Origin of the sequence: Paenarthrobacter sp. MSM-2-10-13 (assembly GCF_011605365.1) — a bacterium.
Lineage (GTDB): Bacteria > Actinomycetota > Actinomycetes > Actinomycetales > Micrococcaceae > Arthrobacter.
Genome location: NZ_JAAOXO010000011.1, coordinates 64,729 through 87,951, shown reverse-complemented (window position 1 = coordinate 87,951; position 23,223 = coordinate 64,729). Strand labels below are relative to the sequence as shown.

Below are 23,223 nucleotides of genomic sequence, written 5' to 3'. Positions count from 1 at the left end.
TCACTGACCCACCTACGGCAAGTGCCGCCGTCGTACTTTTACAAGAAGTACGACGGCGGCACTTGGCGTTTCGTGACTTGAAGGCTTGGTAGCGAGACTAGCCACGCACGGTGACGGAGAACTTCCACACGACTTTCCCGGTGTCGGTCATGGTGAAGCACTGGCTTGCGCGGGTCCAGGAGGAGTTCATGGTGAAGCGCTTCGTGTTGCACGAGGACTGTGAGCTGAAGTCTGTCGGGTACAGGTAGGTGTAGCCCACAGCCTGCGCCGGCGCCGCAACCGCGAGGCCGCCGGCGGCAAGTGCGATCGCTGCTGCAAACGTGGCAATGGTCTTGTGACGCTTCATAGTCTCTCCCCACATAGGCCTGAACGAGTATGGCCAAACTATCAGCGGAGACTAGGGGCCGAAAGGGGCAGGAGTGCCCGTGAATTCATTGAGGTCCGCAAGCGGAGCAAGTCCCATCCACTCAAGGCCTCGGGATCGACAGTCGGTTAGTAGACCTTGAAGTGGTCAATCACTTTGTCGGCAAGGGCCTTGACGAACTCGCCGTCTTCACCCCTGCCCCACCGCTTCTCCACGGCATCGAGAGGGTACATAGCGAACGTAAGATCTTGAGATGGCATTCAGATCGCTTCTTCCTGGCGAAGTCCTCATCATGAAAACCCTGCTTGATCGTGTGGACGAGCCAAAGTGGAGCGCGCTCGATCTAGACGCCCTGCGGGTTAGCGACATGAACGACGGTGGAATGGGCAGCCTTCTATTTGAGAGCACGAAGCCATCCAGAAGGTATGGACTTACCCTTTCGGAGGGTTGGTTTAACGATGAGGATGGCTTTCCCGTCCTAGTTGCGATCAATCTCGATAAGGACAACGACGTCTTCGAACTCGATAGCTGGAAAGTCGACTTCTCACCGCGCCGCCGGATGCCAAAATCGGCCGCGGAGATAGTTTCCGACCCGGCTGATCTGCAGCAGGAAGAGTATGTCGGGCCGAAACATATAAACGGTCGGCCGGACGCTCCTGACAAGCCGGGGTGACTTTCTCTCGTATATCAAGGAGGGGCTGGCGAAGTTGATTTAAGATGTCCGCGAAAACGGGCTGAGTCGTCCGGCTGGGAATGGAGCACCAGGCAGGACCGCATACCCCAAGGACGGAACTGTTGTCATGCGGGATCTTTTCCATAAGACGGAGGAAGTGTGTTCCGTCCGAAGGATTCATGGGGCTTCTGGTTTATGCAGTAGTTAAGAAACAGCATCGGAGAGCGTCGGTCAGTATGGTGAATACAGTTGCTTTAGATCTCAGTGATGAGGAGCGCTTGCTTCTCTGGCGGGGCTTGTTGGAGTGGGGTGGCCCCGCCCGCCCATCTGATGCGATGGCTGTGGCCATGGGTTTTCTTAGTATCAATGATCTGCTTGGTGAGGGCTCCCGAATTGGTGAGGTGATCAGGGCGGGAGGAGCTCTCAGCAAACCCGATTGGCGCCGTGCCCTGTTGGCCACGGAAATCGTGTTCGCCAGCGGTGTCGTGGGATCGGGGCTGGACTGGTCTATGACCACTGGTTTCCAAGACGACGAAACAATCGTGATCTTGCGGTCTATTCAGCGCAAGATGGCCGGCAGCCGCTATTGGGTTCTCGATAGCGTGACTACCTCGGATGTTCCGCCAGCGCCGCGGGTCACCGCGATGCCGCGTATTTCCCGGGTGTCAGAGGAGACCTTGCCGGAGTCTGCAGAGACTCGCCCGTTGATTGAGCTTGTCAATAGCACCGGTGCCACAGCGCAGCGTCAGCAAGTGAAGCGGGTGGTCGAGGGACTTGCATTGGGGTGCCTCTACTACGGAATTCTGCGACTGCCCAACGATAGGACGGCTGTTGCGTCCGCATTTACCAGTGCGTGGAGTTCTTGGCCCAAAGCACCGGAATTCAACAGCGTTAATGACTTGACTGTCGGAAACGACGTCTGGATTGAAATGGGAAAGTCAGAAAGCCGTAAGGGCCTCACTGCGGCCTGGGAACGCCGCTCCGTGCCGCATTTGATGCCGAGGTACGCGGATGACACGGTAACCGATTGCCTAAAGCTTGTTGCCGACGACAAAGCATCCGCAGAGGATTGGACTGACCTGGCCGAAAGTTACCTGCGGGCCCTTTCGCAGACTCCTTCGAGCAGCGCCACGTAGAGTTCCTGCCACAGTTGCGCGGGTTTTTCTGTCGTTTCTGGTGTGGGCTGGGTGGCGGCTCATGGGAGATCGCTGGGATTCAACGAGGTTGGTTCGGGCCTCGATTGGTCCATGACCACGGTCCCCGCCGAGGCCTGACACCACCAGCCTCAAGCAAGAACCTGCGCCCGGTACGCCGGCTCGTATCGATCGGAACAACGGCATCAGTGATGAAATCGCCAGCCTGCATCCCGGCCCAAGGAACCTGCAAAAGATCAGGCCTCACATGAATTGAAGATCCTGCCATGACAACACCCATCGGCTAAGTGTTGCAATCACCGCAAGAACCCAGGGATCCCTATGCGTGCAGCTAGCCCAGGTCATTGCGCTTGCCGAGTGTGACAGCATGTGGTTATGAGCGCGCAACTTGAGGTTCCGCGGCTGGAAGACTTGAATGATCTCGGAATTGTGATCGAGCCGTCTAGCCAGTCGTGGGTGGTATCAGTGATCGCGCGGGCGAACGATGGGAGCACCGTCAAGGTGACCTGGGACGAGATCGCTGGGTCAGCAAGCGTCCGCTGGCTTAACGGAGATGAAGTGCGGCTTGCTCTTGAGCGGGAGACCGCCTCGAAGATCTCCGTGCGTGACGAGCATGGAGGCATGGTGTTCCGAGTGTGGACCCGCTGTGAGGGACTGGACGGCCTGTTGACCGTTCAGGTCGGCGAGCACGTGACGGTGCACGACACGCTTCTGCGTACATAGCGGCAGCCGCGGTAGGAGGAAATCACCTGCAGTGCAGAAAGGGGCGGTTGACGCATAACGGAATTGATTGTCGACGCCCATTGAATATGTATTGACCCGATGCAGCCGCCAGCGGCCTGGGTCGACCCCGGGTTGAACTAGACGATTGGTACAACGATCCCAAGGTCTCATCAGCGATGATCTATAACGTTGAGGACGCAACAGGTCGGGGTGTCCTTGGCACCTTCCCCAATGGGCTGTAAATCACGCAGGCCAGACAGCCTAGCGGCCAGCGACCCCCTACAGCTAGTGCCGCCGTCGTACTTTCACAAGAAGTACGACGGCGGCACGTGGCGTTTCCCTGCAAAGTTGCCCGCTGCTTTAGAACAATGCGGTGAAGACGTCCCAGTCGGCGCCAACCAAAGTCCGGGGTTTCCAGCTTCCCGACTTGAAGGGGTAGAGATACATGTACCCCGCGCCGTCGATTCCGTAAATGTCGGTCCAGCCGTCGTAGTCCCGGTCGCCGGCGCTGAACACGCCCTTGAAGGACTGCCAACCCGAGCCGATCACCTTCGAGCCAAGCCAACCACCCTTGCCATTGGAGGAATAGAGGAACAACTGGCCACCCGCATTCGTGGCGAGGATGTCTGCGTGCGAGTCTCCGTCAAAGTCGCCTGTTGAGAAGACCCTGTTGAACATGTTCCAGCCAGCACCGACTTGCCGTGGAGCCAGCCAGCCACCTTTGCCGTTACCCGGGTAGAGGAGCAGCCTGCCGTCCCGGTTTCTGGCCAGGACGTCATCGTGGCCGTCCGAGTCAAAATCGCCGGGAGCAATGAGTTCAGTCATGCCCTGCCAACCAACGCCCACCAACGAAGCCGGTTTCCACCAGTATTGACCGTCAGCGGGGTACATCCACAGTTCTCCGGAGGGCTTCCGGGCCAGCACATCGGCGTGCCCGTCCTCATTGAAGTCCCCGGGAGAGAAAATCTTGTCAAAGACGTTCCAACCCGTTCCAATCTCCTTGGGGAACGCTCCGAAGTTGCGGCCCCACATCCAGAGCCTGCCGTCACTAGTCCGGGCCATCAGAAAGTCGCTGACTTCCCGATTGACATAGTTCCGAGACGGGGCCGGATTAGTCACATATTCAGTGGAATCACTGACGAAACGGCCTACAACTTTGCCTCCAAGCGAAACAACGGCTGTGACGCGCACAGTTCCTCCGCCGTCTGCGTCTTTGACAACATAGTCCACGCCAGGGGGAAGCCCCGTGCCAGCGGAATACGACGTGGACTTAGTAAGCCAAAAAAATTCCACCTTGGGAGTCGTGCCGACCGGGATGCCCTTGATGGACGAGACGTCAAAACTTGCCTTCAATGCGGAGTTGATCCAGGGCTTCCCTGAGACAGCGATCGGGCCGCTCGTGACGAACAGATAGGGCTCCGATTCCGCGGATACCGATGTGAACCCCGGGGTTACCGTTGTGACGCGCAAGGACACTTCCTTCCCCGCATCAGCGGATCGGACGGACCCTTCGAATGGCTCCGTTCCGGATTCGTAGCGAAAGAGCTTCGCAACTCCCCCCGAAACCCACTGCACGTGCACCTTCGTGACGCCTGCGGTCCATGTACCGGGAGATACCGTGCCGTTTACCCCATAGTTCCAGTTGCTCCACACATCTTGCTTCGCTTGGAATTTCGGCAAAACCGAGGCTTGGGGGGTCCGCAAAACTCTCGAAGGGTTACTGACGGCGAAGTCAGCATTTTGAAGCAGCGGATCCCCAGCGTTGTCGCTGAACAGAAAATCGGATGAGCTGTTCCTTCGGGCCGCAGTTTCGGCCGGGTAGGATTGACCGCTTTTTTGGAAGACAATACGAACGTCGGTCAACCGCTGCAGACCTTCGTAAAAGTCGCTGGCGCCAATGGCTGCCGTGGCCTCAGCTGTGAATGGGCCGGGCCCAGGGTCTCCCGTCCAGATCAGGCTACGAGGCTCGGACAAGGACGCATCACGGTACCGGAACTCCACGCGTTGCGCAGGCTGGCTAAGCGTAAATCGCACCTTCGCAGTCTGCCCAGGCGCTAGTTGGGCTGCGGAGACCAATTCAACGGCCGTGAGTTGGGGAGCTTCGCTCGCCACTGTGACGGCATTGGCCGGTAGGGCGGGGAGCGCGACCATCATCAATAGCACTGCCACAAGCGCAGCCGTCAGCTTCGACAAAAGGCTAAGTTGACGTGATTTTTCCGGCACGCCAGCGGCGGTACTTGAGCGCACTTATCCCCCAATATTCAGGCTATGGATGGCCTGATAGAGGCCTCTCGGTAGAGAATACAGTTTCCTCGCAGAAATACGTGCTATGTGACCGCGGCGCTGGCGGCAGCCCCGCCGTCGTAATGTTGCGCAGGTCACACTCTGCGAATACGCTGGGGGACGCTGCAGCGTGGCAGCAAAGATGAAAGGCAGTACATTGGCCAGCGACAAGCTCTCCGTAGTTGTTCGCGTCGACGTTGACGGCGAACAGATCCAGATCGCAGCGACCGGTCGAGTGACCACCTCCAGCCTCCAAGGGCTCTACCCGGTGGTTCAGCGCACCAAGGGTTTGGGTGGAGGACTCGGCGTTGAGATGGATCTTTCCCAAGCGACCATTGACCCGGACGCACTGGATCAGCTGCAGGGCTACGCAGCACTCCATGCCGTTCCAGTTCGCCTTGCCGCGGAACCCGCCAACGTGACCGCCCTTCCATCCCGCAGCCTCCAAACCGCCAGCCGCGCCGCCTAAAAGCAACAAATCGAGCACCCGCCGTCCAACAGGAGATCCACATGCGCAAAGTCACCGCTGGCCTTTTCCACTCAGTGGACGGCGTAGTTCAGGACCCCTTCAAGTTCCAGTTCGACAGCTTCGACGACGAACTCGGTACGGGACTCACCAAGATGATCAACACCGTGGACACCGTGGTGTTGGGCCGTGTCAGCTACCAGGAATGGGCCGGATATTGGCCGAACGCGCAGCAAGACGACGACTTTGCAGCCTTCATCAACCCGATCGAGAAGTTCGTTGCATCCCGAACCCTCACCGAACCCCTTGAATGGGAGAACTCGCACCTGATCGAGGGTGATGTTGAGCAGTTCGTCACAGAGCTGAAGTCGCGGGACGGCGGCGAAATCGCGGTCTGCGGCAGCATTTCCCTGGTCCGCCAGCTGCTATTTGCAGGCATCCTGGACGAACTCACCCTGATGACGCACCCGGTTGTGGCCGGCAGCGGGCGACGACTTTTTGAAGACGGCGATCCCCTGCACCGGCTCGTCCTCGAGAACCAGTACGCCACCACCAAGGGCAACGTGGTCAGCACGTACAGTCTGCGCAAAGACTAAAAGCACGACGGCGCCACCCGCCTGCCGCCGTCGGGCCGCCTCAGCGGTCACCCCAGCAGCAACGACGCGCCAAGTTCGCTCCTGAAGTAGAGCACGCTGCGGCCGTAACGGGTTGAGGTCACCAGTCCGGCGTCCCGGAGCACCCTAAGATGCTGATTTACGGCAGACGTTGTGACGCCAAAGCGTAGGCCCAGCTCGGTGGACGAGGCCGGGGCAGCAAGGGCCGTGATCAGACTGGTCCGAACCTCACCCAACACGGCCACTATGGCGGCCGGATTCGTGACCCGCTCCGCCTCCCACATGGCACCTTGGCCCCGAGCCGGGTACATCAGCAGCGGTGGATCGCCATGGTTCACGGGAGCAGAAGCCCTGCGGGTGAACATGGTGGGAACCAAGGTCAACCCCAGGCCGTCCGTTTTCTCGGTCCTCGACGCCGGGTTCTTCAACCGCACGGAAATCACGCGGCCATCGAATTCCACAGCGTAGGACAAGTCGTTCAGCATAGTAAACAACCCACCCTGCGCAATCTGCCGGCCGCGGTAGACGATGTCCGCTTCCAGGATGGTGCGCATGCGCAGCCAGTGCGGCGCGAAGCAGTCGTCCCAAAACTCCCGGAGGATTCGGACCATTCGCCGGATAGCTGGAGCAACAGGGCCGGAAAAGATGGACGGAACTGCGCCGTGCACCCGGATCAGGTCCCCATGAAATTGGGTGGCCGAAATCTGCTCCAATGCCGCAAATTCGTCGTCGATCCGCGTAAGTGGGGACTCGGGCCGCGGGTTCAGGAAGTCCGGTGTCCACAATCGGTCGTCCACCAAAGCCAGCAATCCATCCAGGTCCAAGCGGGAGCGGGCCTCTTCCGTCCGGCGCAGCCAAGGCAGCTGAAGTGGATAATGGCTCGGGTCGCGGATAGTCTCAGCGTCGCACTCTCAGATCCCACCCTCAAGATCCTTGCTTCTGCCATCCTCGTAGCCACAGTGGGCCGCGGTATCTTCCTCACGTTGACAGTGCTGTACTTCAGCCGCTTCGTGGGATTGAGCGCCGTAGAAATCGCGATGATTCTCACTGCGTCCAGCGGGGTCGGCGTTGCCACGTCGTATATCGGCGGTCGACTCGCCGACCACTTTTCAGCCCGTCGACTCCTGGTGGGCATGGTCGCCATCGAAGGTCTCGCGATCGCAAGCTATACATTCGCCGGGAACTTCAGCACCGCCGTCGTGATTGCCTGCATCGCAGTGGGAGTAAACCGGGGCGCGAATGCCACGCGTTCCGCGATCATCGCCCGGGCGTTCGACGGCCCAAACCGCGTGAATGCGCGCGCAGTCCTCCGCACCATCACCAACCTCGGCATTGCTGTTGGAGGCATGATTGCCGGACTCGCACTGTTGGCCGGAACCGCCGACGCATTTCGGGGAATGATGGTGTGCGCCGGCGTGGTCTACATCCTGAGCGCGCTGTACTTGCGCCGCCTCCCCAAGCGAGTAGACGCTCCGCGCCGCGATCCCGCCACCCCTGCACCGAAGCGCGGAATCTCCCCCTTCAGGGACCGTCGCTACGTACTGCTGACCGTGCTGTCCGGTATTTTCGGCATGCAATTCGGGCTCGCCGAGATGGGCGTTCCTTTGTGGATTTCACAGGACACCAGCGCCCCAGAGGTCCTGATATCGGTCATCCTTGTCATCAACACCCTGTGTGTCGTCCTGCTGCAAGTGCCGCTCTCCCGGGGCACCGACCACCCTCGCCGTGCAGGAAAGATCGTGCTGACTGGTGGGGTGCTCATGGCTCTGGCCTGCGTGCTCTACGCCTCGGCGGGCGGGGCGCCGGCCATCGCCGCCATCGCCCTGCTGTGCGGCGCTGCCCTCCTGCATGCGTTCGCGGAAATCCTCTCACAAGCGGGAGCCTGGGGACTCAGCTTCGAGCTCGCCAATCCACTCCAAGCCGGCGCTTACCAAGGGATGTTCGGTATGGGATCGGCGCTGGGCGCCATGCTCGCACCGCTCGTGGTGACCGCCACCGTCGTCGAACATGGTGCGCTGGGCTGGGCCATCCTGGGTGCGGTCTTCCTCGCCTCGGCGGCGGGAACCTGGCTGATAGCCCGGAAGGCATCAACGACGGCGGAAGTCGCCTAAGCAGCCAGGCGCAGATGGCTGTCTCCCGCAGGGAATGATCCCTGAAGAAACAGCCATTTGCCTGATCCAAACGTCAGTGGCTACCCGTCACCTCCTGCCAGGGAAGCCTGTGGCCGTTGCAGAGGAGACTGGGAGATTCTCCACGGGCGGCCAGCTCAGCTTTAAGCCCCTGCCTGACCGCTTGACCGTAGGACTGCACCCTTCCACCCTCAGGGTAGGCAGCATCGGGATCATCGTTCAGGCCGGAATATGAGCAGATTGAATTGGAGTTCTCAGGGCCCTTTTCCACTTGGCCGGCGGCGAATGCCGGAGTGGCGGACAACGCGGTCAGGGCACCGACACAGAGTGCGGCGGAAAGAATTTTGATGCGCATTGCTATACCTCGATTCGTTTGACGTAGCGTGCGCTCCCCAGCCAGCCCGACGCAGGTTGGATTAAGATAGCGCAGCTCCGAACCGAAGTTAAGACCCGCACTGTAGTTATCTCAGGCAGGAAGATCCGGAGCTATTCAAGGAGAAACCGCTGCAGAAAGCTCCGCAGCCGCGACGCTCTAGGCTGCCTACTCCATGGGTCCGGAACGGAGGCTCCGTCCACGGCCGAGCAATCCGGGCAAGGCCCATCAGGGAACTCACCCATTTGTTTCCAGATCCGCCCTTCCAGGCAGTGGTGGTTCCGGCATTCCTCGTGCTCCATGGATCATCCCCCAACGCAACAACTCTGGCGCTTAGTCTGTGGCGACCTGGGATGATTTATGGCGCGGAAGTGGGGCAGGAAGCACAGCGCATATCAGCGGGAGCTCTTGTAACGCATCTGATGGATCGCCGGACGGGGGCCGCTCGCGTAGGGGCGTGTGGCCGGCCCGGGGGGTCTAAGTCAGAACCGGCCACACTGTCCGCTTGAGCGAGCGGACGTACACACGGCCGGCCAGCCAACAGATGGGGCCCTGCTCGTGCGCCGTGACCGGCCGACAAAAGGGTCTCGTCTTCTCGTCAGCCGTGGCTGCGGTTCCGCATTCCAGATGCGCCCTGCAGCCTGTCACTACTTAGTAGTGAAGCCACTAGGCGGAACATGACATGGTTCAGGGCGCTTTTTGTTTGCCGAGCCAAAAGGGCTACTTCTTCCCGGCCTTAAGATCCGCGATCATCTTGGCAATCCGTCGTGCGCGGGTCTCCGCGGTCTTGGCATCCCCAATCGGTTCCACGTAACGCCGCTGCGCGCTGTAGTTGAGCGTTCCGTAGAAGGCCTTCGCCTCCGGCTCGGCGTCCAGAGCAGCTGTAAGATCATCCGGCACCTCCACAACGCGCGGCTGGGTGTCCACCTCCAGGCCCACCTCGACGGTGTCCCCTGCCGCGGCGCCGATCAGCTCCCGGTTGGCCGAGCTAACGCCCACCATGTACTTCCCGCCCATCACCGCGATGCTGCTGCGGTAGCTCTGACCGTTGATGGTCACCACCACCGGCGGCCGTTTGCCTGCGCCGAGCCCCTCAACGATCTGTTCGGGAACTTCAATGCCCGCCTTGTTGCCTTCGCCCACAATGGTGGTTGTGAATTTCATGTCCCAAGTATGCCGCCGGTCAGTGGTGGACGCACCCCATCAGCAGGACTAGGTTCAACGTACGCCCCACGTTAACCAAGGAGAGAGAACATGGACGAGCAGGACCTTTTGGAACGAATTCAGTCTCTTGTGGAGGAAGAGCACCGCCTCCGCGACGCTGCCGGGTCAGACGACGACGGCGGCGACAGCACGGCGCGCCTGGCTCACCTGGAAGCCCAGCTCGATCAGTGCTGGGATTTGCTCCGCCAGCGCAGGGCGAAGCGGGATGCCGGGGAGAACCCGGACAGCGCTGAACCGCGCCCCATCAGCGAAGTTGAGGGCTACCGGCAGTAACTACGCTCCTTCAAGCACCTGACTGGTAGCCCACGCGAGGTATTTGGCGGCGTTAGCAACGGCGTCGGCGACGTCCGGGACGCCATCCTTGCGCTGCGCAACGTCCAGCAACTGGGCTGCAGCAACAATGCCGTGTTTCGCCAGGTCTTCCGGCGTGACTGTGATGCGTCCAGCCACCGCGATCACCGGGATGCCATGCACACTCGCGGCGTCAGCCAGCGCGATGGGTGCCTTGCCGGTGAGCGACTGCTCGTCCATGGAACCTTCACCGGTGATCACCAGATCGGCCTCGCCCAAGTGCTTCGCCAGGCCGGTCAGCCCGGCCACCAGCGCAAACCCGCCTTCCAGCGCGGAGTCACTGAAAGCCAGGAACGACGCCGGGAACCCGCCCGCTGCCCCAGCTCCCGGAACGTTGACATCGCGGCCCGTGGCCTCCCGAAGGAGCGACGCCCAATTGCGGAGACCGGCGTCGAGTTTTTCCACGGCGTCCTCATCCGCACCCTTCTGGGGGCCGAAAACGTGCGCGGCACCTTCCGGCCCGTACAGCGGGTTTTGAACGTCGACGGCGATCCTGAACTTCACGGCGGACAGCCGGGGATCCAGCTCGGAGACATCCAAGGCAACGACGTCGGCGAGGGAACCTCCGCCGAGGGGCACTACATTGCCGGCCGCATCAAGGGGTTTGAGCCCCAAGGCACGCAAGGCGCCGCTACCGGCGTCGGACATCGCTGAGCCGCCCAAGCCGAGCACGATCTCGGTAGCGCCGGCGTCGAGGGCCGCCGCTACGAGTTGGCCGCAGCCGTAGCTATGGGCGCGCAGCGAATTCTCAGGTGTCGGCTCCATGTGGGCCAGACCGGACGCCATGGCTGTCTCAATGACTGCGCTTGCCCCACCGAAAGCATCCTTGCGGATGGCCCACGAGGCTCCGACAGGCTTGAGGATAGGGCCCACAACCGCGTTGTTCCGTTCCTCGTAGCCCGCAGCGATCGCGGCGTCGAGGGTACCTTCCCCGCCGTCGGCAACGGGAAACTGAGTGGTCACGGCATCCGGGTAAACGCGCAGGGCACCTTCGGCCATGGCTGACGCGGCTTCGGCGGCGGTCAGTGATCCCTTGAACTTGTCCGGGGCGATGAGGATACGCATGGGTCCTATCTTGCCAGCTTGCCCCGGAAAGCGCTTGCCCGCAGCGTAACGTTGGCTCTCAGGGGCTGAACGTAGGGGTGGATCCGGCCGGGGCTTCGGGCGTCGCACCCGTTGCCGCCAAATGCCCCCGTAACCTCTGGTGCGATCCGCGCGAAAGGGTGCGGAGCCTACGCCGCAGCCCCACAGAACTATCCGTTGATCACCCGCACGGGAGCCCCATCAAGCCACCCCTTAACATCTTCGAAAGCCCCGCCATAGAACTGCCGGTAGCTCTCGTGCGTCACGTAGCCGACATGCGGCGAAAGCGCTGTCCTCGAGGAATGCAGCAGCGCGTGCCCGGAGGGAAGAGGTTCCTCGTCGAACACATCCAGCGCAGCGCCGCGGATCCACCCCTCTTCAAGGGCCTGGATGAGCGCCGCTTCGTCCACCAGGGGGCCACGTGCGGTGTTGACCAGCACGCCCTCGGGGCCCAGTAGACGCAACTCCTTCGAACCCACAATGCCCTCCGTCCGCTCAGACAAGCGAAGGTGCAGCGTCACGACGTCGGACTCACGGAACAACTCCTCCTTGCTGACCTTCCGGGCGCCCGCATCAGCGGCGACCTCAGCTGTAAGGTTTTGGCTCCAGGCGAGGACGTCCATACCGAATGCCTTCGCATAGCCGGCCATACGTTTGCCGATCTTGCCCAGGCCAACAATTCCCAGCGTCTTGCCTTCGAGTTCGAACCCCACGCCGGTCTGCCAGGTACCGGCCCGCAGCGAGTTCTCCTCCACCGTCAGATTCCGGGCAAAGGCCATCAACAAGGCCCATGTCAGTTCCGGCGCCGCAGCCGGAGAGCCCGCCGTTCCGCACACCACGATCCCGCGTTCGGCCGCGGCCTCAAGATCGATCGCTGCATTCGCCATGCCGGTGGTCACCAGCAACTTCAGGTTCGGCAGCGCCTCAAGGACGTCCTGTGGGAAACGGGTGCGTTCGCGCATCGCCACAATGATGTCGAATGGTGCCAAAGCGGCCACTGCTTGCTCTTGCGATACGAAAGGCGCGCTGAAGACGCTCACTTTCACGCCGTCGTCGAGCAGTGAATCCCACGGGGCGTAATCGCCGGAGACCTGCTGGTAATCATCCAGGATGGCTAAACGGAATCGGGTCACACTCCATATCCTTGCGCGGCGGCCGATGGTACTCAACCCCCTGCGCCGAGTTTTAGACCCATTGGCCCCGGCGCACCAGGACTTCCTTCAGGAGATCCAGCCGGTCGGACACAATACCGTCCACGCCGAGGTCCAACAAGCGCTCCATCTCCGCCGGATCGTTGACGGTCCACACATGAACCTGCCTACCCAGACGGTGCGCGCGCCGTACGAATCCGGGCGTCACCACGGGCAACCGGCCGTAGCGAACAGGAACCTGGAAAACGTCGACGCCGGAGAGCAGCTTGCGTGCCAAAGGAACCGGAAGCACGGGCCCAAGAAGTACGAAGATCGCGGTGAGGGAGCTGCCCGCAGAAGAGGCAACTCGCCGTGAAAGCCTGGCAAGAACTGCGCGGCGCCGCCTGTCCAAGAAGCTGGTGACCAAAACCCGGTCATGGACGCCATGCTTCTCGATCGCAGCGGCCAAAGGACCCACGGAGTTCCAGTCCTTGACGTCCAGGTTCAGCCGGGCCTGGGGCAATGACGTGACCAGCTCATCAAAAGTTGGCACCGGCTCCACCCCGCCAATACGCGCCGCAGCCACCGCAGCAGCGGTCAACTCCGAAACCTTGCCCCCGGAATCGGTCACGCGGTCCAAAGAGGAGTCATGGAACACCAGCAGTACGCCGTCGGACGTCGTGTGGACATCCGTTTCCAGATGAACAGTTCCGAGTTTCACTGCAGCGTGGAAAGCGGCCATGGAATTCTCCAAGCCATCCAAGGAGAACCCCCGGTGGGCGAAGGCCAAAGGGCCCACTGAACCGTCCTTGCGGAGGAAATAGGGCAGCGTCACTCCCGTAGCGTAGCCCATCGCTAAGGTGCGCTTAGCTCTCCTGCGGGAGGGTCGCCGTCGTTTGCGGAACGATCGCCACGCCGTCGCTGACGTGCACCAGCGTCCGGCCGCGACCGTCGTCGAGCTCCACCCACACCGCGGTGGCATCGCCGGTGACGGCGTCCACAACACCTGCGGACTCGAAACCAGGAGTCAGCGTGACATTGACGCGGTCGCCCTGACGAAGCGAACGCCAATGATGATCCGGTTCGATGCGCCGCAAAGGCGCGGTGTTGACATTGTTGATCCGACGCTTAGCCATGGTTCCCCCTTCAAATACCCTGAAAATAGGACTGGTAGACACGATGCGAACGGGTCTTGGCTGGAAGCCTACAGAGGCAAGTTGAACGCAGGTTGTATGGAAGCTGGGAACAAGGTGACACTGCAGGACTGACAAACTAGGGGCATGACTGTGTTGATTGCCGGCTGCGGCGACCTGGGAACTGAAGTTGGCCTGCGTATGGCGGCTGCAGGCCATGAAGTAGTGGGCTTGCGCCGTTCCCCCCAAAAGCTGCCCGGAGAGATCCGCGGTGTCTTTGCGGACCTCTCGGTTGCCGTGCCGGAACTGCCCGAGGACGTGGACATTGTGGTGGTGGCCATCGCCGCCGACACTTCCACCGAAGAGGCCTACCGGGCGGCGTACCTGAACGGCGTGAAGAACGTGCTGGACGCGCTGGAACGGCAGTCCATCCAGCCACAGCGGATCCTGTTCGTCTCCTCCACCGCTGTGTATAAGGATTCCGGTGGAGCTGTTGTGGACGAGTCCACGCCCACGGAGCCCACGCGGTTCAGCGGGAAAGTTCTGGTGGAGGCTGAGGATCTGTTGTTTTCCCGGACGCGCGGCACGGCCACCCAGCCCATCTCCCTACGCCTGGGTGGAATTTACGGCCCTGGACGCACCCGGCTGATCGACCAGGTCCGCAACGGCAAAGCTGTCATCCCCGCCCAACCCCGGCACACCAACCGCGTCCACCGGGACGACGCCGCGGCCATGATCGTCCACCTCACAACCATGGAAGCCTCTCCGGACTCCGTCTACGTAGGCGTTGATGATCACGCGGCGGAAATGGGCGACGTCATGCGCTTCCTCGCCTCAGAGATGGGGTGCCCGGAACCCACGACGGCGGCACCTGACAGCGCGTCCGACGCCGGCCCCGGCGACAAGCGCTGTTCAAATGCCCGCCTGCGGGCGACGGGCTTCGACTTCACCTTCCCCACCTACAAAGAGGGCTACCGCGCTTTGCTCGCCGGTGAGGGTGTGCGGCACCCGTAATTCGTGAGGTTAGCTGGTCAAGCGACGCCGCGCCCTTCTGGTCGGCTTTATTGTCCGGGCAGCGGCAACAAAGGGCCGCAGAACCTCCCTGAGTTCCTTGGCGTGGGGACCGTTGAGGTCAATTTCATAGGCAGTGCCGTCAACGGAAAAGGACACTGTCTCCTCCGCGTACGTGCCGTCCAGGTCATCATGCAGAGTAACGATTCTTCGCGTAGCCACGCTGGAACCCTACGTCTTAGTGGCGTGCGGCATGCCGTCGCTGGTTCGCATGTCCCATGGCTCGCTCAGCCCTAAGGGTCACCGGTGCAGCCTGACTAGACCCGCTGCTCTGTGAGCTTTGCCTCGAGAACCTGGGCTACGCCGTCGTCGTCGAAGTGCGGCGCCTGCTGCCCGGCGGCGAGGATGGCTTCCGGGTGTCCGCTGGCCATCGCATAACCGTGACCGGCCCAGCGAAGCATCTCAATGTCGTTGGGCATGTCCCCGAACGCCACCACATCAGCGGCTTCGATCCCCAGCGACTCGGCGTACTGGGCGAGTGTGACGGCCTTGTTGATGCCGGGAACAGACATCTCCAGCATCGCGGTCCGAGGCGCTGAGTGCGTCGTGCTCACCAAGTGCGCGACGGCCGGCTGCACTTCGGCGAGGAACTCATCCGGCGTCCCCTTGCGGGTGATCGCCAGGAACTTCACGACGGCGTCCTCCGCCGTGAGCGTCTCGGCCAGCGGTTTGGGGGTGAACTCCGCAAGCAACTCGCTGGTTTCGTTCTCAATGAAGCCCGGCTCCAGCTGGAAACCCGTGAGGGTCTCAACAGCGAACAGCGCGTCAGGCCGGATGTCCTTGATGATGCGGCGGGCTTCAAAAACGGCGTTGGCATCAAGGGCGCATGAAGAGAGAGCCTGCTCGGATTCGAGATCCCACACCACCGCACCGTTGGAACAAATCACGATCCCACTGTGACCCAGCTGCTCCTGAAGCGGGTACAACCAGCGCGGCGGACGACCCGTGACAAAGACGAGCTCCACCCCTGCGTCGCGGCACGCCTGAAATGCCTTGATGGTCCGGTCACTGATTTTGCCGTCGTGACCGAGGATTGTGCCGTCAATATCGCTTGCTACGAGCCGCATCATGCCAGTCTACGTGGGCTCGAACGGGCATCGGCGCCCGGCTACAACTGCTCTGATTCATATTCAAAGAACGCAGCTCTCGGAAGCACCTGCGTTTCGTAAAGCTGGTGCTTGTCTGCCCTGCTCAGACGCGCTACCTCGGCAGCTGCGTCCCAGTTGTCGCGGATGCTCGACACAAGGTTGTCAATGATGTCCCGCCCTTGTGCCGCGTTCAGCCCGTATGTCTCGGACTCGCCCACCAAAGCAGCGAAGTTGGAAACCTTCGCGCCGCGGTCACCACGCCCGTAACGCATCGCCTGCTCAAATGTGTCGCCGGACCTTTGCCCTGGAGCCAGATCGTAGGCTGGCGTTAGTTCCAAGTGCTTTCCATCCCAGAACGCTGCGTGGTTTCGGGCATGGTCGTCGTTATTGCTGATGGCGATGTTCATCGCGATGCGTCGGAACAGCTCCGGCCCCGGCTGTATGGCATCCACTGCGTACTCGCGGAGCACATCAAGGATCTGGGGGTATGACACGTACCGTGCATACATCTCATCGGTCTGAGCCATGGTCAGTCCAGACACTGCGTGTCGCCGTCCGCCGACCCCATCACGGTCGAACCTCCTAACAAGGAGGACTTCCTTGCCGAGGGAGGAGACAACTTTGCTTTCGGGCACATTCATGCCGGCCCGCCGCGCAAGTTCGAGCATGGCACCTTCGGCGTTCACCGCGGAGAAGACGCGGTCGTCAGAAGACGAGAACTTCGCGAGCCACTCGCTCCCGTCTTCGTTGGTGAGCGTCGCCTTCGGGCGCGCGCCTCCAAGGCTGGTGCCATGCATCATGGCCGCATCCAGACTCGGCGAAAGCTCTCCGCCTTCATCGAGGATGATGGCCGCCCGATGCAACTCCTCGAGGGTCGCAGACTCATCCCGAGGCACGTAGCTCTCACGATCAACTTGGAAGTCCAACGCCCCAAAGCGATTCGAGCTGGAAGTTAGCATGTACTCGATTTCGCTCAGGGAGTTCGGTGCAACGTTCCGCCTTCTCTCGATGACACCGCGACCCCACCTGTCGGGACTCCCATCCCTCAGGACGCCAGCGATGCTCAGTCCGTCTGCAGGCTCCTGGACGCCGGGTCGCAGGGGAAGTTCCGGTGCGAACAGGCTGATAGCGTCCGGTCGGGACCTATAGCCCAGCCCGTAGATGAAGGTGACCAGTGGCCCGGCTTGCTCTACTCTCCCGGCTACCACGGGCTCGGTCCCACCCGGAAGCCATGTCCAGACGTAGAGTTCGTCAGAAGTTGTCATCTACACTGCCGCTCTTAGGTCGACGCACGCGGCTTGGGAGAAGAGCGAGCATCTCCTCGCCACGATGACGACGAATCGCGAGTTCGGCTCGGTCCTCAATGCCGAAGATGGGAATCCCGACGAGGTCCGAGAGGTCCATCATGGTTCCAACCGCCGCACCGCGACTGCCGGCCTCAGCTGCGAGCACCGTCTGCTCCGAGACATTCGCGCGCGCAGCCAGCTCCTTGGCGGTCCACTTTCGTTCAAGCCGCCCTCGCCTGATGAGCTGCCCCCACACAGTAAGCGCATCCTGGATGTGCGGGCGCAATGGCACCGACCGTTTCGCCACCTATAACCTTCTTAAAATAGGCCCAAGTAACCCTTAGACATGTTTTATCATAGCAGCAAAGGATATTTGGATCCTCGGCAATCCCACTGTCACGCACATTCCCAGAACGAAGAGCATAGGCTGGGTCAATGAGTGAGAAGACCAGCGAAGTCGAAGAACACAGCACCCGCGGAGCTTACGTCACTGGTGGCGAGTTCACCCGGGACACCAATTACATTGAGGACAGGATCACCCGTGACGGTGCCGCCGGACCCAACGGTGAGCCTGGCTGGCCCGTTGAGCCGGGCCGGTATCGGCTGATAGCGGCGCGGGCCTGCCCCTGGGCCAACCGGACGGTGATTGTGCGCCGGCTCCTTGGCTTGGAGGATGTGATCAGCCTCGGCCAGCCCGGCCCCACACACGACGCCAGATCCTGGACCTTCGATCTGGACCCGGACGGCAAGGATCCGGTCCTCGGCATCGAGCGCTTGCAGGAAGCGTTCTTCCGCCGCTTCCCCGACTACCCCCGCGGCATCACGGTTCCGGCCATAGTGGACATTCCCACCGGCGCCGTGGTCACCAATAACTTCCCCCAAATCACGCTGGACTTTTCCAGTGAGTGGACGCAATTCCACCGCCCGGGTGCGCCGGATCTGTACCCGGAGCACCTGCGCGAGGAAATTGACCAGGTCAACAAGCGCGTCTTCACCGAGGTCAACAACGGCGTTTACCGGTGCGGCTTCGCCGGATCCCAGGAAGCCTACGATGCCGCCTATGACAGGCTGTGGACTGCCTTGGACTGGCTGGAAGAGCGGCTCAGCGGTCAGCGTTACCTCGTGGGTGACTCGATCACCGAGGCAGACGTCCGGCTCTTCACCACCCTGGCCCGGTTCGACGCGGTCTATCACGGGCACTTCAAATGCAACCGCAACAAACTCAGCGAAATGCCGGCCCTGTGGGGATATGCCCGGGACCTGTTCCAGACAACCGGGTTCGGGGACACCATCGACTTCGTGCAGATCAAACAGCACTACTACATGGTCCACGAGGACATTAACCCCACCAAGATCGTCCCCGCCGGCCCTGACCTATCCGGCTGGCTCACCGCGCATGGACGGGAGTCCCTTGGCGGAAGTCCCTTCGGTAAGGGCACTCCTCCGGGACCCGTGAAGGCTGGCGAAGAAGTGGCTGAAGGGCACGGGGCCGGCTAGGACCTAGGCCACTCCGTGGTTGAGCTCGGCCCGTGTGGGCGGGTTCGCGCCCGCCCGCGACACCGTAACGGCGGCCGCACGGGTGGCGTGATCCATGATGGCGGTCAGTGTTTCCACCGGCATCGCCCGGAGCTCGGCCCGGTTCTGCGCGCCGTCCAGCCCATGATCCACAATGGCGGACAAGAGCCCAGCCATGAACGAATCCCCTGCGCCCACGGTGTCCACCACAGTCACCGATGGCGCGGGAATCTGGGCTTCTCCCGCACGAGTGATGCCCCACGGACCACGTGAACCCCGCGTCACCACCACCAAAGCCGGTCCTTCTTCACCGCCCAAGGACAGCCAGCGGCGCGCGGATTCCACAGGATCAACGCCGGGATACAGCCATTCGAGGTCCTCGTCCGAGGCCTTCACGACGTCGGACAGCACCACAAAGCGCTCGGCTTGGGTTCGTGCATACTCAACATCCGTGATGATGCTGGGCCGGCAGTTGGGATCGAAGCTGATGGTGCTACTCGGGTGGGCGTGCTCGACGGCGGCAAGCACCTCGGCTGCGCCTGGCTCCAACGCGGTGGCTATGGAACCTGTGTGCAGCAAAGTGGCGCCCTGCAGCATCAGCGGCAACCGCCCGGCGAGTCCGGGGAGTTCCCAGGCGAGGTCGAAAACGTAGGTGGCGGCGCCGTCGTCGTCGATCTGCGCGGTGGCAACGCTGGTTGGCTTCTCATCCGGCGGAAGCGGCACCATCACTGAACTCGAACGCAGGTGGGCAGCAATAGAGTCGCCGTACGCGTCGCGGCCGTAGCGCCCAATGAATTGCACCGGGTGATCCAGCCGCGCCAGACCAACCGCAACGTTCAGCGGGCTCCCACCCACATGGGCCTCGATTCCCGAGGAGCGTTGAACGACGTCCACCAAAGCTTCACCAATGACTGTCAGCATGGAGACCACTCTGCCAGAGGCGGCCCCCTACGGCCCACTAATTACGAGAGCAACCGCTGCACCAGTTCGCGGCATTTCTTATAGGCCACGGCCTTGGGGTCGATGAGGTCAAAATGGTCGCCAGGGACGCGCAGCAACTGGGCCGCACTTCCGGCCGCCGTGGCCGCAGCCACGTACGCTTCGGACTGACTCGCAGGAACGTCCTCGTCATCCGTGGCATGAACGGCATAGACGGGGACGTTGATGGGCAGCGAACTCATGGGATCAGCGTATTTATGCCGTTTGGGGTATCTAGCAGAATCGCCGCCCATGAGGTTGCAGACGGCGCCGTTGCTGAGGTTCAGCTTCTCTGCCGCAGCAAGGTTCAGGAGGCCCGACTGGCTGACCACACCGGTCAGATGCACAGCGTTGTCCTCCGGTCCGCGCTGAAGTTGGCGGTCGGCGTCGGGCGTTCCAATGGAGGACAGCTTCTGCCGACCGGCAGCCCAGACGGCCAAGTGGCCACCAGCCGAATGGCCCAGCGCCACTACTTTGCCGAGTTTCAGGTCATGGTCGCCGGCGATATGGGACAGATGGTCGATTCCGGCGAGGATGTCCTCGAAGGTATGAGGCCAACCACCGCCGTTGCCGGCCCGCCGGTACTCAAGGTTCCAGGCGGTGATGCCATGCGCTGCGAGGTCGCGAGCAAGGGGTTCACCAAGCTCAGCGCCGTACTGTGAGCGCCAATAGCCGCCATGGATCACAACGGCGATTCCGCCGGCGACTGTAGCCGCGCCGCGATGGTTTCCGTTGGACGGTTCTGGTATGAAGAGTTCGCCCCATTGGCTGGGGTGTTCGCCGTAGCTGTACTTGTGCCGCAACATTGCGCCCTCCTTTGTACTGAGCCTATCCTGACGATTCGGTTGTTGGGCTAGAGGCACCCCGACGGCGGGTGGCTCGGTTCAGTGTCGGACCCGCCCCGTAAGCTGGGGGCATGGCAAGCAATTGGGACAGCCTGGATCAGGCCCAGCGCGACGCAGTGGATGCGAATGTGGCGCTCTATGAGCGTGTTCGCCCTGCATTGAAGCGGGTCACACGGGATGTGCTGCTCACTTTGAGGGACATGCTGAACGACGCCGAGGTCACCCCTTTGTTCGTCACGGGGCGGACCAAAACCGTTGAGTCGTTCCGCGAAAAGATTTCCCGAACGGATGAACCTTTGGAGCCCGGCGGGCCGCGCTTGCTGAAGTTCCCGGACCCGTTCCGCACGTTGAATGACATGGTGGGCATCCGCGTCATCACCAAACTGCCGGCGGAGAACGCCGCCGTAGCCAATATCATCAAGCGGCAGCGCCAACTCTTTGATTGCCGCGGCGACCGTGAGAAGGACATCGGCTCCATCGAGTCCGGAACGTACGGCTACTCCAGCCGGCACCTCATCCTGCGGACCATCCAGAACGAGGCCGTGAAGGAGTACCAGCACGTCTTCAACCCGGACATGCCCGCCAACGGCAGCTACTTCTTCGAATGCCAGATCCGCACGGTGTTCGCACACGCTTGGAGCGAGATCGAGCACGACATTCGTTTCAAAGCCGAAGATCCGCGCGCTTGGACACCACATTTCGACCGCCAGTTCACGGCCACCGCGGCCATGTTGGAAACCGTGGAAAGCGCCTTCGCCGATCTTCACGAGCGTTATGAGGAAGTCCGCGGCTACTGGGATCTTGAGGGTGAGGGGGGCGCGCCACTGACACCCAACCGGGTTCGTGACGTCTGGCGTACACTCTTGCCGCACGTTGACCGTAAAGTTGATGACGACTGGGGATGGGCTGCCGAGCTGCTCGCCGCCCACGGACTCACCAAGACCGTGGAGCTTGCCGGGCTGCTCAGCGCCAACCGGATCACCGAGGTCCGGAAGGCCCTGGACCACCGCTACTCCCCCGGCCCGGACCGCCTCCTGGATGACCTCCTGCTGTGGCAGTACGGAACCGAACACATTGATCTCACCGCTGAGGCGCCCGACGTCGTCCCGCACCCGCGGCGCGACAGCCTCCTGCGGCGTCTTAAGCAGATTGAGCGTTACCGCCAGACTGCTTTGTAAAGCCCGCACTGTAAGGACCCATGACTCCCGAGCAACTCATGTCACTGCGGGCGACTTTCCGTTCGCCCCGTCGCCTGCTGACGGAGTCCCTCGCGGGGCTCGTGGTGGCCCTGGCGCTGATCCCCGAGGCAATCGCGTTCTCGGTGATTGCCGGCGTTGATCCCCGGATCGGGCTGTTCGCTTCCTTCACCATGGGCGTGGTCACCGCGATTGTGGGCGGGCGTCCTGCCATGATCTCTGCTGCCACTGGTGCTGTGGCCCTGGTGATCGCGCCGGTCATGAAGGAACACGGGCTCGACTACCTCATTGCCACCATCATCCTGGCGGGCGTCTTCCAGATCATCCTTGCCGTTCTGGGCGTCACCAAGCTGATGCGCTTCATCCCGCGGTCCGTGATGATCGGCTTCGTGAACGCGCTGGCGATCCTGGTGTTCATGTCCCAGATGCCCGAGCTCTTCAACGTGCCGTGGATCGTCTACCCCATTGTGGTTGTGGGCTTGGTGATTGTGTTCGGGCTGCCCCGCTTGACCTCGGCTATCCCCGCGCCACTGGTGGCCATTGTTCTCATTACGTTGGTGACAGTGGTGGGTGGCATCGATGTTCCCACGGTCAGCGATAAAGGCGAACTCCCGGACAGCCTGCCCGGGTTCTTCCTGCCCAACGTTCCGTTGAACCTGGAGACGTTCCAGATCATTGCACCCTTCGCCTTGTCCATGGCGTTGGTGGGCCTTCTGGAATCGTTGATGACTGCCAAGCTGGTGGACGACATCACGGACACCCGTTCCAACAAGACGAGGGTCTCGTGGGGTCAGGGTACGGCCAACATCGTCACCGGTTTCCTTGGCGGCCTGGGTGGCTGCGCGGTGATCGGTCAGACCATGATCAACGTCAAGGGCTCAGGGGCTCGAAGCCGGCTCTCGACGTTCCTGGCCGGCGTTTTCCTGTTGGTATTGGTGGTGGTCCTGGGCGATGTTGTGGGCATGATCCCCATGGCGGCGTTGGTGGCCGTGATGATCTTCGTTTCATTGATCACCTTCGACTGGCATTCCATCCGGCCTGCTACGCTCAAGCGCCTACCCAAGTCCGAGACCGCCGTCATGCTCATTACCGTTGCCGCCGTGGTGGCGACGCACAACCTCGCGGTGGGTGTCGGCGTCGGCGTTTTGACCGCCATGGTGCTCTTTGCGCGGCGGGTGGCCCACTTCGCAACTGTTGAGCGGACGGAACTGGAACTCAACGGTGAAGTTGTTGCCACCTACACGGTGGACGGCGAACTGTTCTTCGCTTCCTCCAATGATCTGTACACGCAGTTCGACTATGCGAAAGATTCCTCAGAGGGCATAGACCGTGTGATCATCGATCTGCACGGCTCGCACATCTGGGATGCCTCAACAGTGGCCGTGCTGGACTCGGTGACCGAGAAGTATCGGAATCACGGGCGTGACGTAGAGTTCATCGGGCTCAACGAAGCCAGCGTCCGTATGCGCGAGCGACTTGCCGGTAAGCTCAACCCCTGACATATACCCCTGCGTGGATGTAACGAACTCGCTCGGTTTGGGCGC

27 protein-coding genes are annotated in these 23,223 nt (G+C 61.7%); 11 read left to right on the top strand and 16 right to left on the bottom strand.

The window, feature by feature from the left end; translation table 11 throughout:
* Positions 1 to 97 precede the first annotated feature (97 nt).
* Together HAV21_RS18180 and HAV21_RS22520 are read right to left on the bottom strand one after the other, a co-directional pair.
* Positions 98 to 346, bottom strand: coding sequence for a hypothetical protein (locus tag HAV21_RS18180; protein WP_166842659.1), 249 nt, complete (start codon positions 344 to 346; stop codon positions 98 to 100).
* A 146-nt stretch (positions 347 to 492) separates the two neighbouring features.
* Positions 493 to 624, bottom strand: a complete 132-nt coding sequence (locus tag HAV21_RS22520; protein ID WP_279539024.1) for a hypothetical protein — start codon at positions 622 to 624, stop codon at positions 493 to 495.
* Between HAV21_RS22520 and HAV21_RS18175 the strand changes: the two genes are divergently transcribed.
* From HAV21_RS18175 to HAV21_RS18165, 3 genes are all read left to right on the top strand, one after another.
* On the top strand, positions 618 to 1,037 hold the full coding sequence (locus tag HAV21_RS18175; RefSeq protein ID WP_208097087.1) for a hypothetical protein: 420 nt from the start codon (positions 618 to 620) through the stop codon (positions 1,035 to 1,037). The two genes, HAV21_RS22520 and HAV21_RS18175, sit on opposite strands and share 7 nt — an antisense overlap.
* Positions 1,038 to 1,384: 347 nt before the next feature.
* The gene (locus HAV21_RS22060; protein WP_208097085.1) at positions 1,385 to 2,173 is read left to right on the top strand and encodes a hypothetical protein; all 789 of its coding nucleotides are present in this window, start codon (positions 1,385 to 1,387) and stop codon (positions 2,171 to 2,173) included.
* A 393-nt stretch (positions 2,174 to 2,566) separates the two neighbouring features.
* On the top strand, positions 2,567 to 2,914 hold the full coding sequence (locus HAV21_RS18165; protein WP_166842658.1) for a hypothetical protein: 348 nt from the start codon (positions 2,567 to 2,569) through the stop codon (positions 2,912 to 2,914).
* Positions 2,915 to 3,274: 360 nt separating this feature from the next.
* On the opposite strand, the gene HAV21_RS22370 is transcribed toward HAV21_RS18165, so the two are convergent.
* Complete coding sequence (locus HAV21_RS22370; protein ID WP_243753371.1) at positions 3,275 to 4,384, bottom strand: VCBS repeat-containing protein; 1,110 nt, start codon at positions 4,382 to 4,384, stop codon at positions 3,275 to 3,277.
* 955 nt (positions 4,385 to 5,339) lie between these two features.
* Between HAV21_RS22370 and HAV21_RS18155 the strand changes: the two genes are divergently transcribed.
* Positions 5,340 to 5,666: a hypothetical protein gene (locus HAV21_RS18155; protein WP_166842657.1), complete on the top strand. Its 327-nt coding sequence runs from the start codon at positions 5,340 to 5,342 to the stop codon at positions 5,664 to 5,666.
* A gap of 41 nt (positions 5,667 to 5,707) precedes the next feature.
* Positions 5,708 to 6,259 carry a dihydrofolate reductase family protein gene (locus HAV21_RS18150; protein WP_166842656.1) on the top strand — a complete coding sequence of 184 codons (552 nt, stop codon included), beginning with the start codon at positions 5,708 to 5,710 and terminating at the stop codon, positions 6,257 to 6,259.
* Between the two features lie 47 nt (positions 6,260 to 6,306).
* On the opposite strand, the gene HAV21_RS18145 is transcribed toward HAV21_RS18150, so the two are convergent.
* Entirely contained in the window at positions 6,307 to 7,101 is a 795-nt protein-coding gene (locus tag HAV21_RS18145) for a DUF5937 family protein (RefSeq protein WP_243753370.1), read from the bottom strand.
* A 51-nt stretch (positions 7,102 to 7,152) separates the two neighbouring features.
* Between HAV21_RS18145 and HAV21_RS18140 the strand changes: the two genes are divergently transcribed.
* On the top strand, positions 7,153 to 8,388 hold the full coding sequence (locus tag HAV21_RS18140) for an MFS transporter (RefSeq protein WP_166842655.1): 1,236 nt from the start codon (positions 7,153 to 7,155) through the stop codon (positions 8,386 to 8,388).
* 73 nt (positions 8,389 to 8,461) lie between these two features.
* Here HAV21_RS18140 and HAV21_RS18135 read toward each other — a convergent pair whose 3' ends face one another.
* Together HAV21_RS18135 and HAV21_RS18130 are read right to left on the bottom strand one after the other, a co-directional pair.
* Positions 8,462 to 8,761 (bottom strand): hypothetical protein, encoded by a 300-nt coding sequence (locus tag HAV21_RS18135; protein ID WP_142937242.1) that lies wholly within the window; start codon positions 8,759 to 8,761, stop codon positions 8,462 to 8,464.
* Between the two features lie 738 nt (positions 8,762 to 9,499).
* Entirely contained in the window at positions 9,500 to 9,943 is a 444-nt protein-coding gene (locus tag HAV21_RS18130) for a YdeI/OmpD-associated family protein (protein WP_142937243.1), read from the bottom strand.
* A 90-nt stretch (positions 9,944 to 10,033) separates the two neighbouring features.
* Here HAV21_RS18130 and HAV21_RS18125 point away from each other — a divergent pair, with 90 nt between their 5' ends.
* On the top strand, positions 10,034 to 10,276 hold the full coding sequence (locus HAV21_RS18125; protein WP_105691148.1) for a DUF2630 family protein: 243 nt from the start codon (positions 10,034 to 10,036) through the stop codon (positions 10,274 to 10,276).
* Here HAV21_RS18125 and HAV21_RS18120 read toward each other — a convergent pair whose 3' ends face one another.
* From HAV21_RS18120 to HAV21_RS18105, 4 genes are all read right to left on the bottom strand, one after another.
* The gene (locus HAV21_RS18120) at positions 10,277 to 11,419 is read right to left on the bottom strand and encodes a glycerate kinase (RefSeq protein WP_142937244.1); all 1,143 of its coding nucleotides are present in this window, start codon (positions 11,417 to 11,419) and stop codon (positions 10,277 to 10,279) included. It abuts the gene before it with no gap.
* 188 nt (positions 11,420 to 11,607) lie between these two features.
* A complete protein-coding gene (locus tag HAV21_RS18115) occupies positions 11,608 to 12,570 on the bottom strand; it encodes a D-2-hydroxyacid dehydrogenase family protein (RefSeq protein ID WP_166842654.1) in 963 nt (320 codons plus the stop codon).
* 52 nt (positions 12,571 to 12,622) lie between these two features.
* On the bottom strand, positions 12,623 to 13,420 hold the full coding sequence (locus HAV21_RS18110; protein WP_166842653.1) for a glycerophosphodiester phosphodiesterase: 798 nt from the start codon (positions 13,418 to 13,420) through the stop codon (positions 12,623 to 12,625).
* A gap of 13 nt (positions 13,421 to 13,433) precedes the next feature.
* Positions 13,434 to 13,703: a hypothetical protein gene (locus HAV21_RS18105; RefSeq protein ID WP_166842652.1), complete on the bottom strand. Its 270-nt coding sequence runs from the start codon at positions 13,701 to 13,703 to the stop codon at positions 13,434 to 13,436.
* Between the two features lie 144 nt (positions 13,704 to 13,847).
* Between HAV21_RS18105 and HAV21_RS18100 the strand changes: the two genes are divergently transcribed.
* Entirely contained in the window at positions 13,848 to 14,714 is an 867-nt protein-coding gene (locus tag HAV21_RS18100) for an SDR family oxidoreductase (RefSeq protein ID WP_166842651.1), read from the top strand.
* Positions 14,715 to 14,723: 9 nt separating this feature from the next.
* On the opposite strand, the gene HAV21_RS18095 is transcribed toward HAV21_RS18100, so the two are convergent.
* The 4 genes from HAV21_RS18095 to HAV21_RS18080 form a co-directional block, all read right to left on the bottom strand.
* The gene (locus HAV21_RS18095) at positions 14,724 to 14,933 is read right to left on the bottom strand and encodes an Lsr2 family protein (protein WP_142937248.1); all 210 of its coding nucleotides are present in this window, start codon (positions 14,931 to 14,933) and stop codon (positions 14,724 to 14,726) included.
* A gap of 95 nt (positions 14,934 to 15,028) precedes the next feature.
* Positions 15,029 to 15,838, bottom strand: coding sequence for an HAD family hydrolase (locus tag HAV21_RS18090; protein ID WP_208097081.1), 810 nt, complete (start codon positions 15,836 to 15,838; stop codon positions 15,029 to 15,031).
* 41 nt (positions 15,839 to 15,879) lie between these two features.
* A complete protein-coding gene (locus tag HAV21_RS18085; RefSeq protein WP_166842649.1) occupies positions 15,880 to 17,124 on the bottom strand; it encodes a HipA domain-containing protein in 1,245 nt (414 codons plus the stop codon).
* Positions 17,111 to 17,452 (bottom strand): helix-turn-helix transcriptional regulator, encoded by a 342-nt coding sequence (locus HAV21_RS18080; RefSeq protein WP_166842648.1) that lies wholly within the window; start codon positions 17,450 to 17,452, stop codon positions 17,111 to 17,113. The genes HAV21_RS18085 and HAV21_RS18080 overlap by 14 nt, the downstream gene beginning before the upstream one ends.
* Positions 17,453 to 17,580: 128 nt before the next feature.
* Between HAV21_RS18080 and HAV21_RS18075 the strand changes: the two genes are divergently transcribed.
* On the top strand, positions 17,581 to 18,642 hold the full coding sequence (locus HAV21_RS18075; protein WP_166842647.1) for a glutathione S-transferase family protein: 1,062 nt from the start codon (positions 17,581 to 17,583) through the stop codon (positions 18,640 to 18,642).
* A 3-nt stretch (positions 18,643 to 18,645) separates the two neighbouring features.
* On the opposite strand, the gene HAV21_RS18070 is transcribed toward HAV21_RS18075, so the two are convergent.
* A complete protein-coding gene (locus tag HAV21_RS18070; protein WP_166842646.1) occupies positions 18,646 to 19,581 on the bottom strand; it encodes a carbohydrate kinase in 936 nt (311 codons plus the stop codon).
* A 41-nt stretch (positions 19,582 to 19,622) separates the two neighbouring features.
* On the bottom strand, positions 19,623 to 20,444 hold the full coding sequence (locus HAV21_RS18065; protein WP_166842645.1) for an alpha/beta hydrolase: 822 nt from the start codon (positions 20,442 to 20,444) through the stop codon (positions 19,623 to 19,625).
* Positions 20,445 to 20,554: 110 nt separating this feature from the next.
* Between HAV21_RS18065 and HAV21_RS18060 the strand changes: the two genes are divergently transcribed.
* Both HAV21_RS18060 and HAV21_RS18055 read left to right on the top strand, forming a co-directional pair.
* On the top strand, positions 20,555 to 21,661 hold the full coding sequence (locus HAV21_RS18060; protein WP_142937253.1) for a RelA/SpoT domain-containing protein: 1,107 nt from the start codon (positions 20,555 to 20,557) through the stop codon (positions 21,659 to 21,661).
* 20 nt (positions 21,662 to 21,681) lie between these two features.
* Entirely contained in the window at positions 21,682 to 23,178 is a 1,497-nt protein-coding gene (locus HAV21_RS18055; protein WP_166842644.1) for a SulP family inorganic anion transporter, read from the top strand.
* The last annotated feature ends 45 nt before the right edge of the window (positions 23,179 to 23,223 follow it).

Bases quoted from the DNA above. Each gene is read 5' to 3' on its own strand.
- HAV21_RS18100 (WP_166842651.1), top strand. From the start codon at position 13,848: ATGACTGTGTTGATTGCCGGCTGCGGCGACCTGGGAACTGAAGTTGGC.
- HAV21_RS18110 (WP_166842653.1), bottom strand. From the start codon at position 13,420: ATGGGCTACGCTACGGGAGTGACGCTGCCCTATTTCCTCCGCAAGGAC.
- HAV21_RS18175 (WP_208097087.1), top strand. From the start codon at position 618: ATGGCATTCAGATCGCTTCTTCCTGGCGAAGTCCTCATCATGAAAACC.
- HAV21_RS18155 (WP_166842657.1), top strand. From the start codon at position 5,340: ATGAAAGGCAGTACATTGGCCAGCGACAAGCTCTCCGTAGTTGTTCGC.
- HAV21_RS18090 (WP_208097081.1), bottom strand. From the start codon at position 15,838: ATGCGGCTCGTAGCAAGCGATATTGACGGCACAATCCTCGGTCACGAC.
- HAV21_RS18130 (WP_142937243.1), bottom strand. From the start codon at position 9,943: ATGAAATTCACAACCACCATTGTGGGCGAAGGCAACAAGGCGGGCATT.
- HAV21_RS18085 (WP_166842649.1), bottom strand. From the start codon at position 17,124: ATGACAACTTCTGACGAACTCTACGTCTGGACATGGCTTCCGGGTGGG.
- HAV21_RS18140 (WP_166842655.1), top strand. From the start codon at position 7,153: ATGGCTCGGGTCGCGGATAGTCTCAGCGTCGCACTCTCAGATCCCACC.
- HAV21_RS18125 (WP_105691148.1), top strand. From the start codon at position 10,034: ATGGACGAGCAGGACCTTTTGGAACGAATTCAGTCTCTTGTGGAGGAA.
- HAV21_RS18075 (WP_166842647.1), top strand. From the start codon at position 17,581: ATGAGTGAGAAGACCAGCGAAGTCGAAGAACACAGCACCCGCGGAGCT.
- HAV21_RS18150 (WP_166842656.1), top strand. From the start codon at position 5,708: ATGCGCAAAGTCACCGCTGGCCTTTTCCACTCAGTGGACGGCGTAGTT.
- HAV21_RS18105 (WP_166842652.1), bottom strand. From the start codon at position 13,703: ATGGCTAAGCGTCGGATCAACAATGTCAACACCGCGCCTTTGCGGCGC.
- HAV21_RS22520 (WP_279539024.1), bottom strand. From the start codon at position 624: ATGCCATCTCAAGATCTTACGTTCGCTATGTACCCTCTCGATGCCGTG.
- HAV21_RS18070 (WP_166842646.1), bottom strand. From the start codon at position 19,581: ATGCTGACAGTCATTGGTGAAGCTTTGGTGGACGTCGTTCAACGCTCC.
- HAV21_RS18120 (WP_142937244.1), bottom strand. From the start codon at position 11,419: ATGCGTATCCTCATCGCCCCGGACAAGTTCAAGGGATCACTGACCGCC.
- HAV21_RS18060 (WP_142937253.1), top strand. From the start codon at position 20,555: ATGGCAAGCAATTGGGACAGCCTGGATCAGGCCCAGCGCGACGCAGTG.
- HAV21_RS18180 (WP_166842659.1), bottom strand. From the start codon at position 346: ATGAAGCGTCACAAGACCATTGCCACGTTTGCAGCAGCGATCGCACTT.
- HAV21_RS18165 (WP_166842658.1), top strand. From the start codon at position 2,567: ATGAGCGCGCAACTTGAGGTTCCGCGGCTGGAAGACTTGAATGATCTC.
- HAV21_RS22060 (WP_208097085.1), top strand. From the start codon at position 1,385: ATGGGTTTTCTTAGTATCAATGATCTGCTTGGTGAGGGCTCCCGAATT.
- HAV21_RS18055 (WP_166842644.1), top strand. From the start codon at position 21,682: ATGACTCCCGAGCAACTCATGTCACTGCGGGCGACTTTCCGTTCGCCC.
- HAV21_RS18065 (WP_166842645.1), bottom strand. From the start codon at position 20,444: ATGTTGCGGCACAAGTACAGCTACGGCGAACACCCCAGCCAATGGGGC.
- HAV21_RS18135 (WP_142937242.1), bottom strand. From the start codon at position 8,761: ATGCGCATCAAAATTCTTTCCGCCGCACTCTGTGTCGGTGCCCTGACC.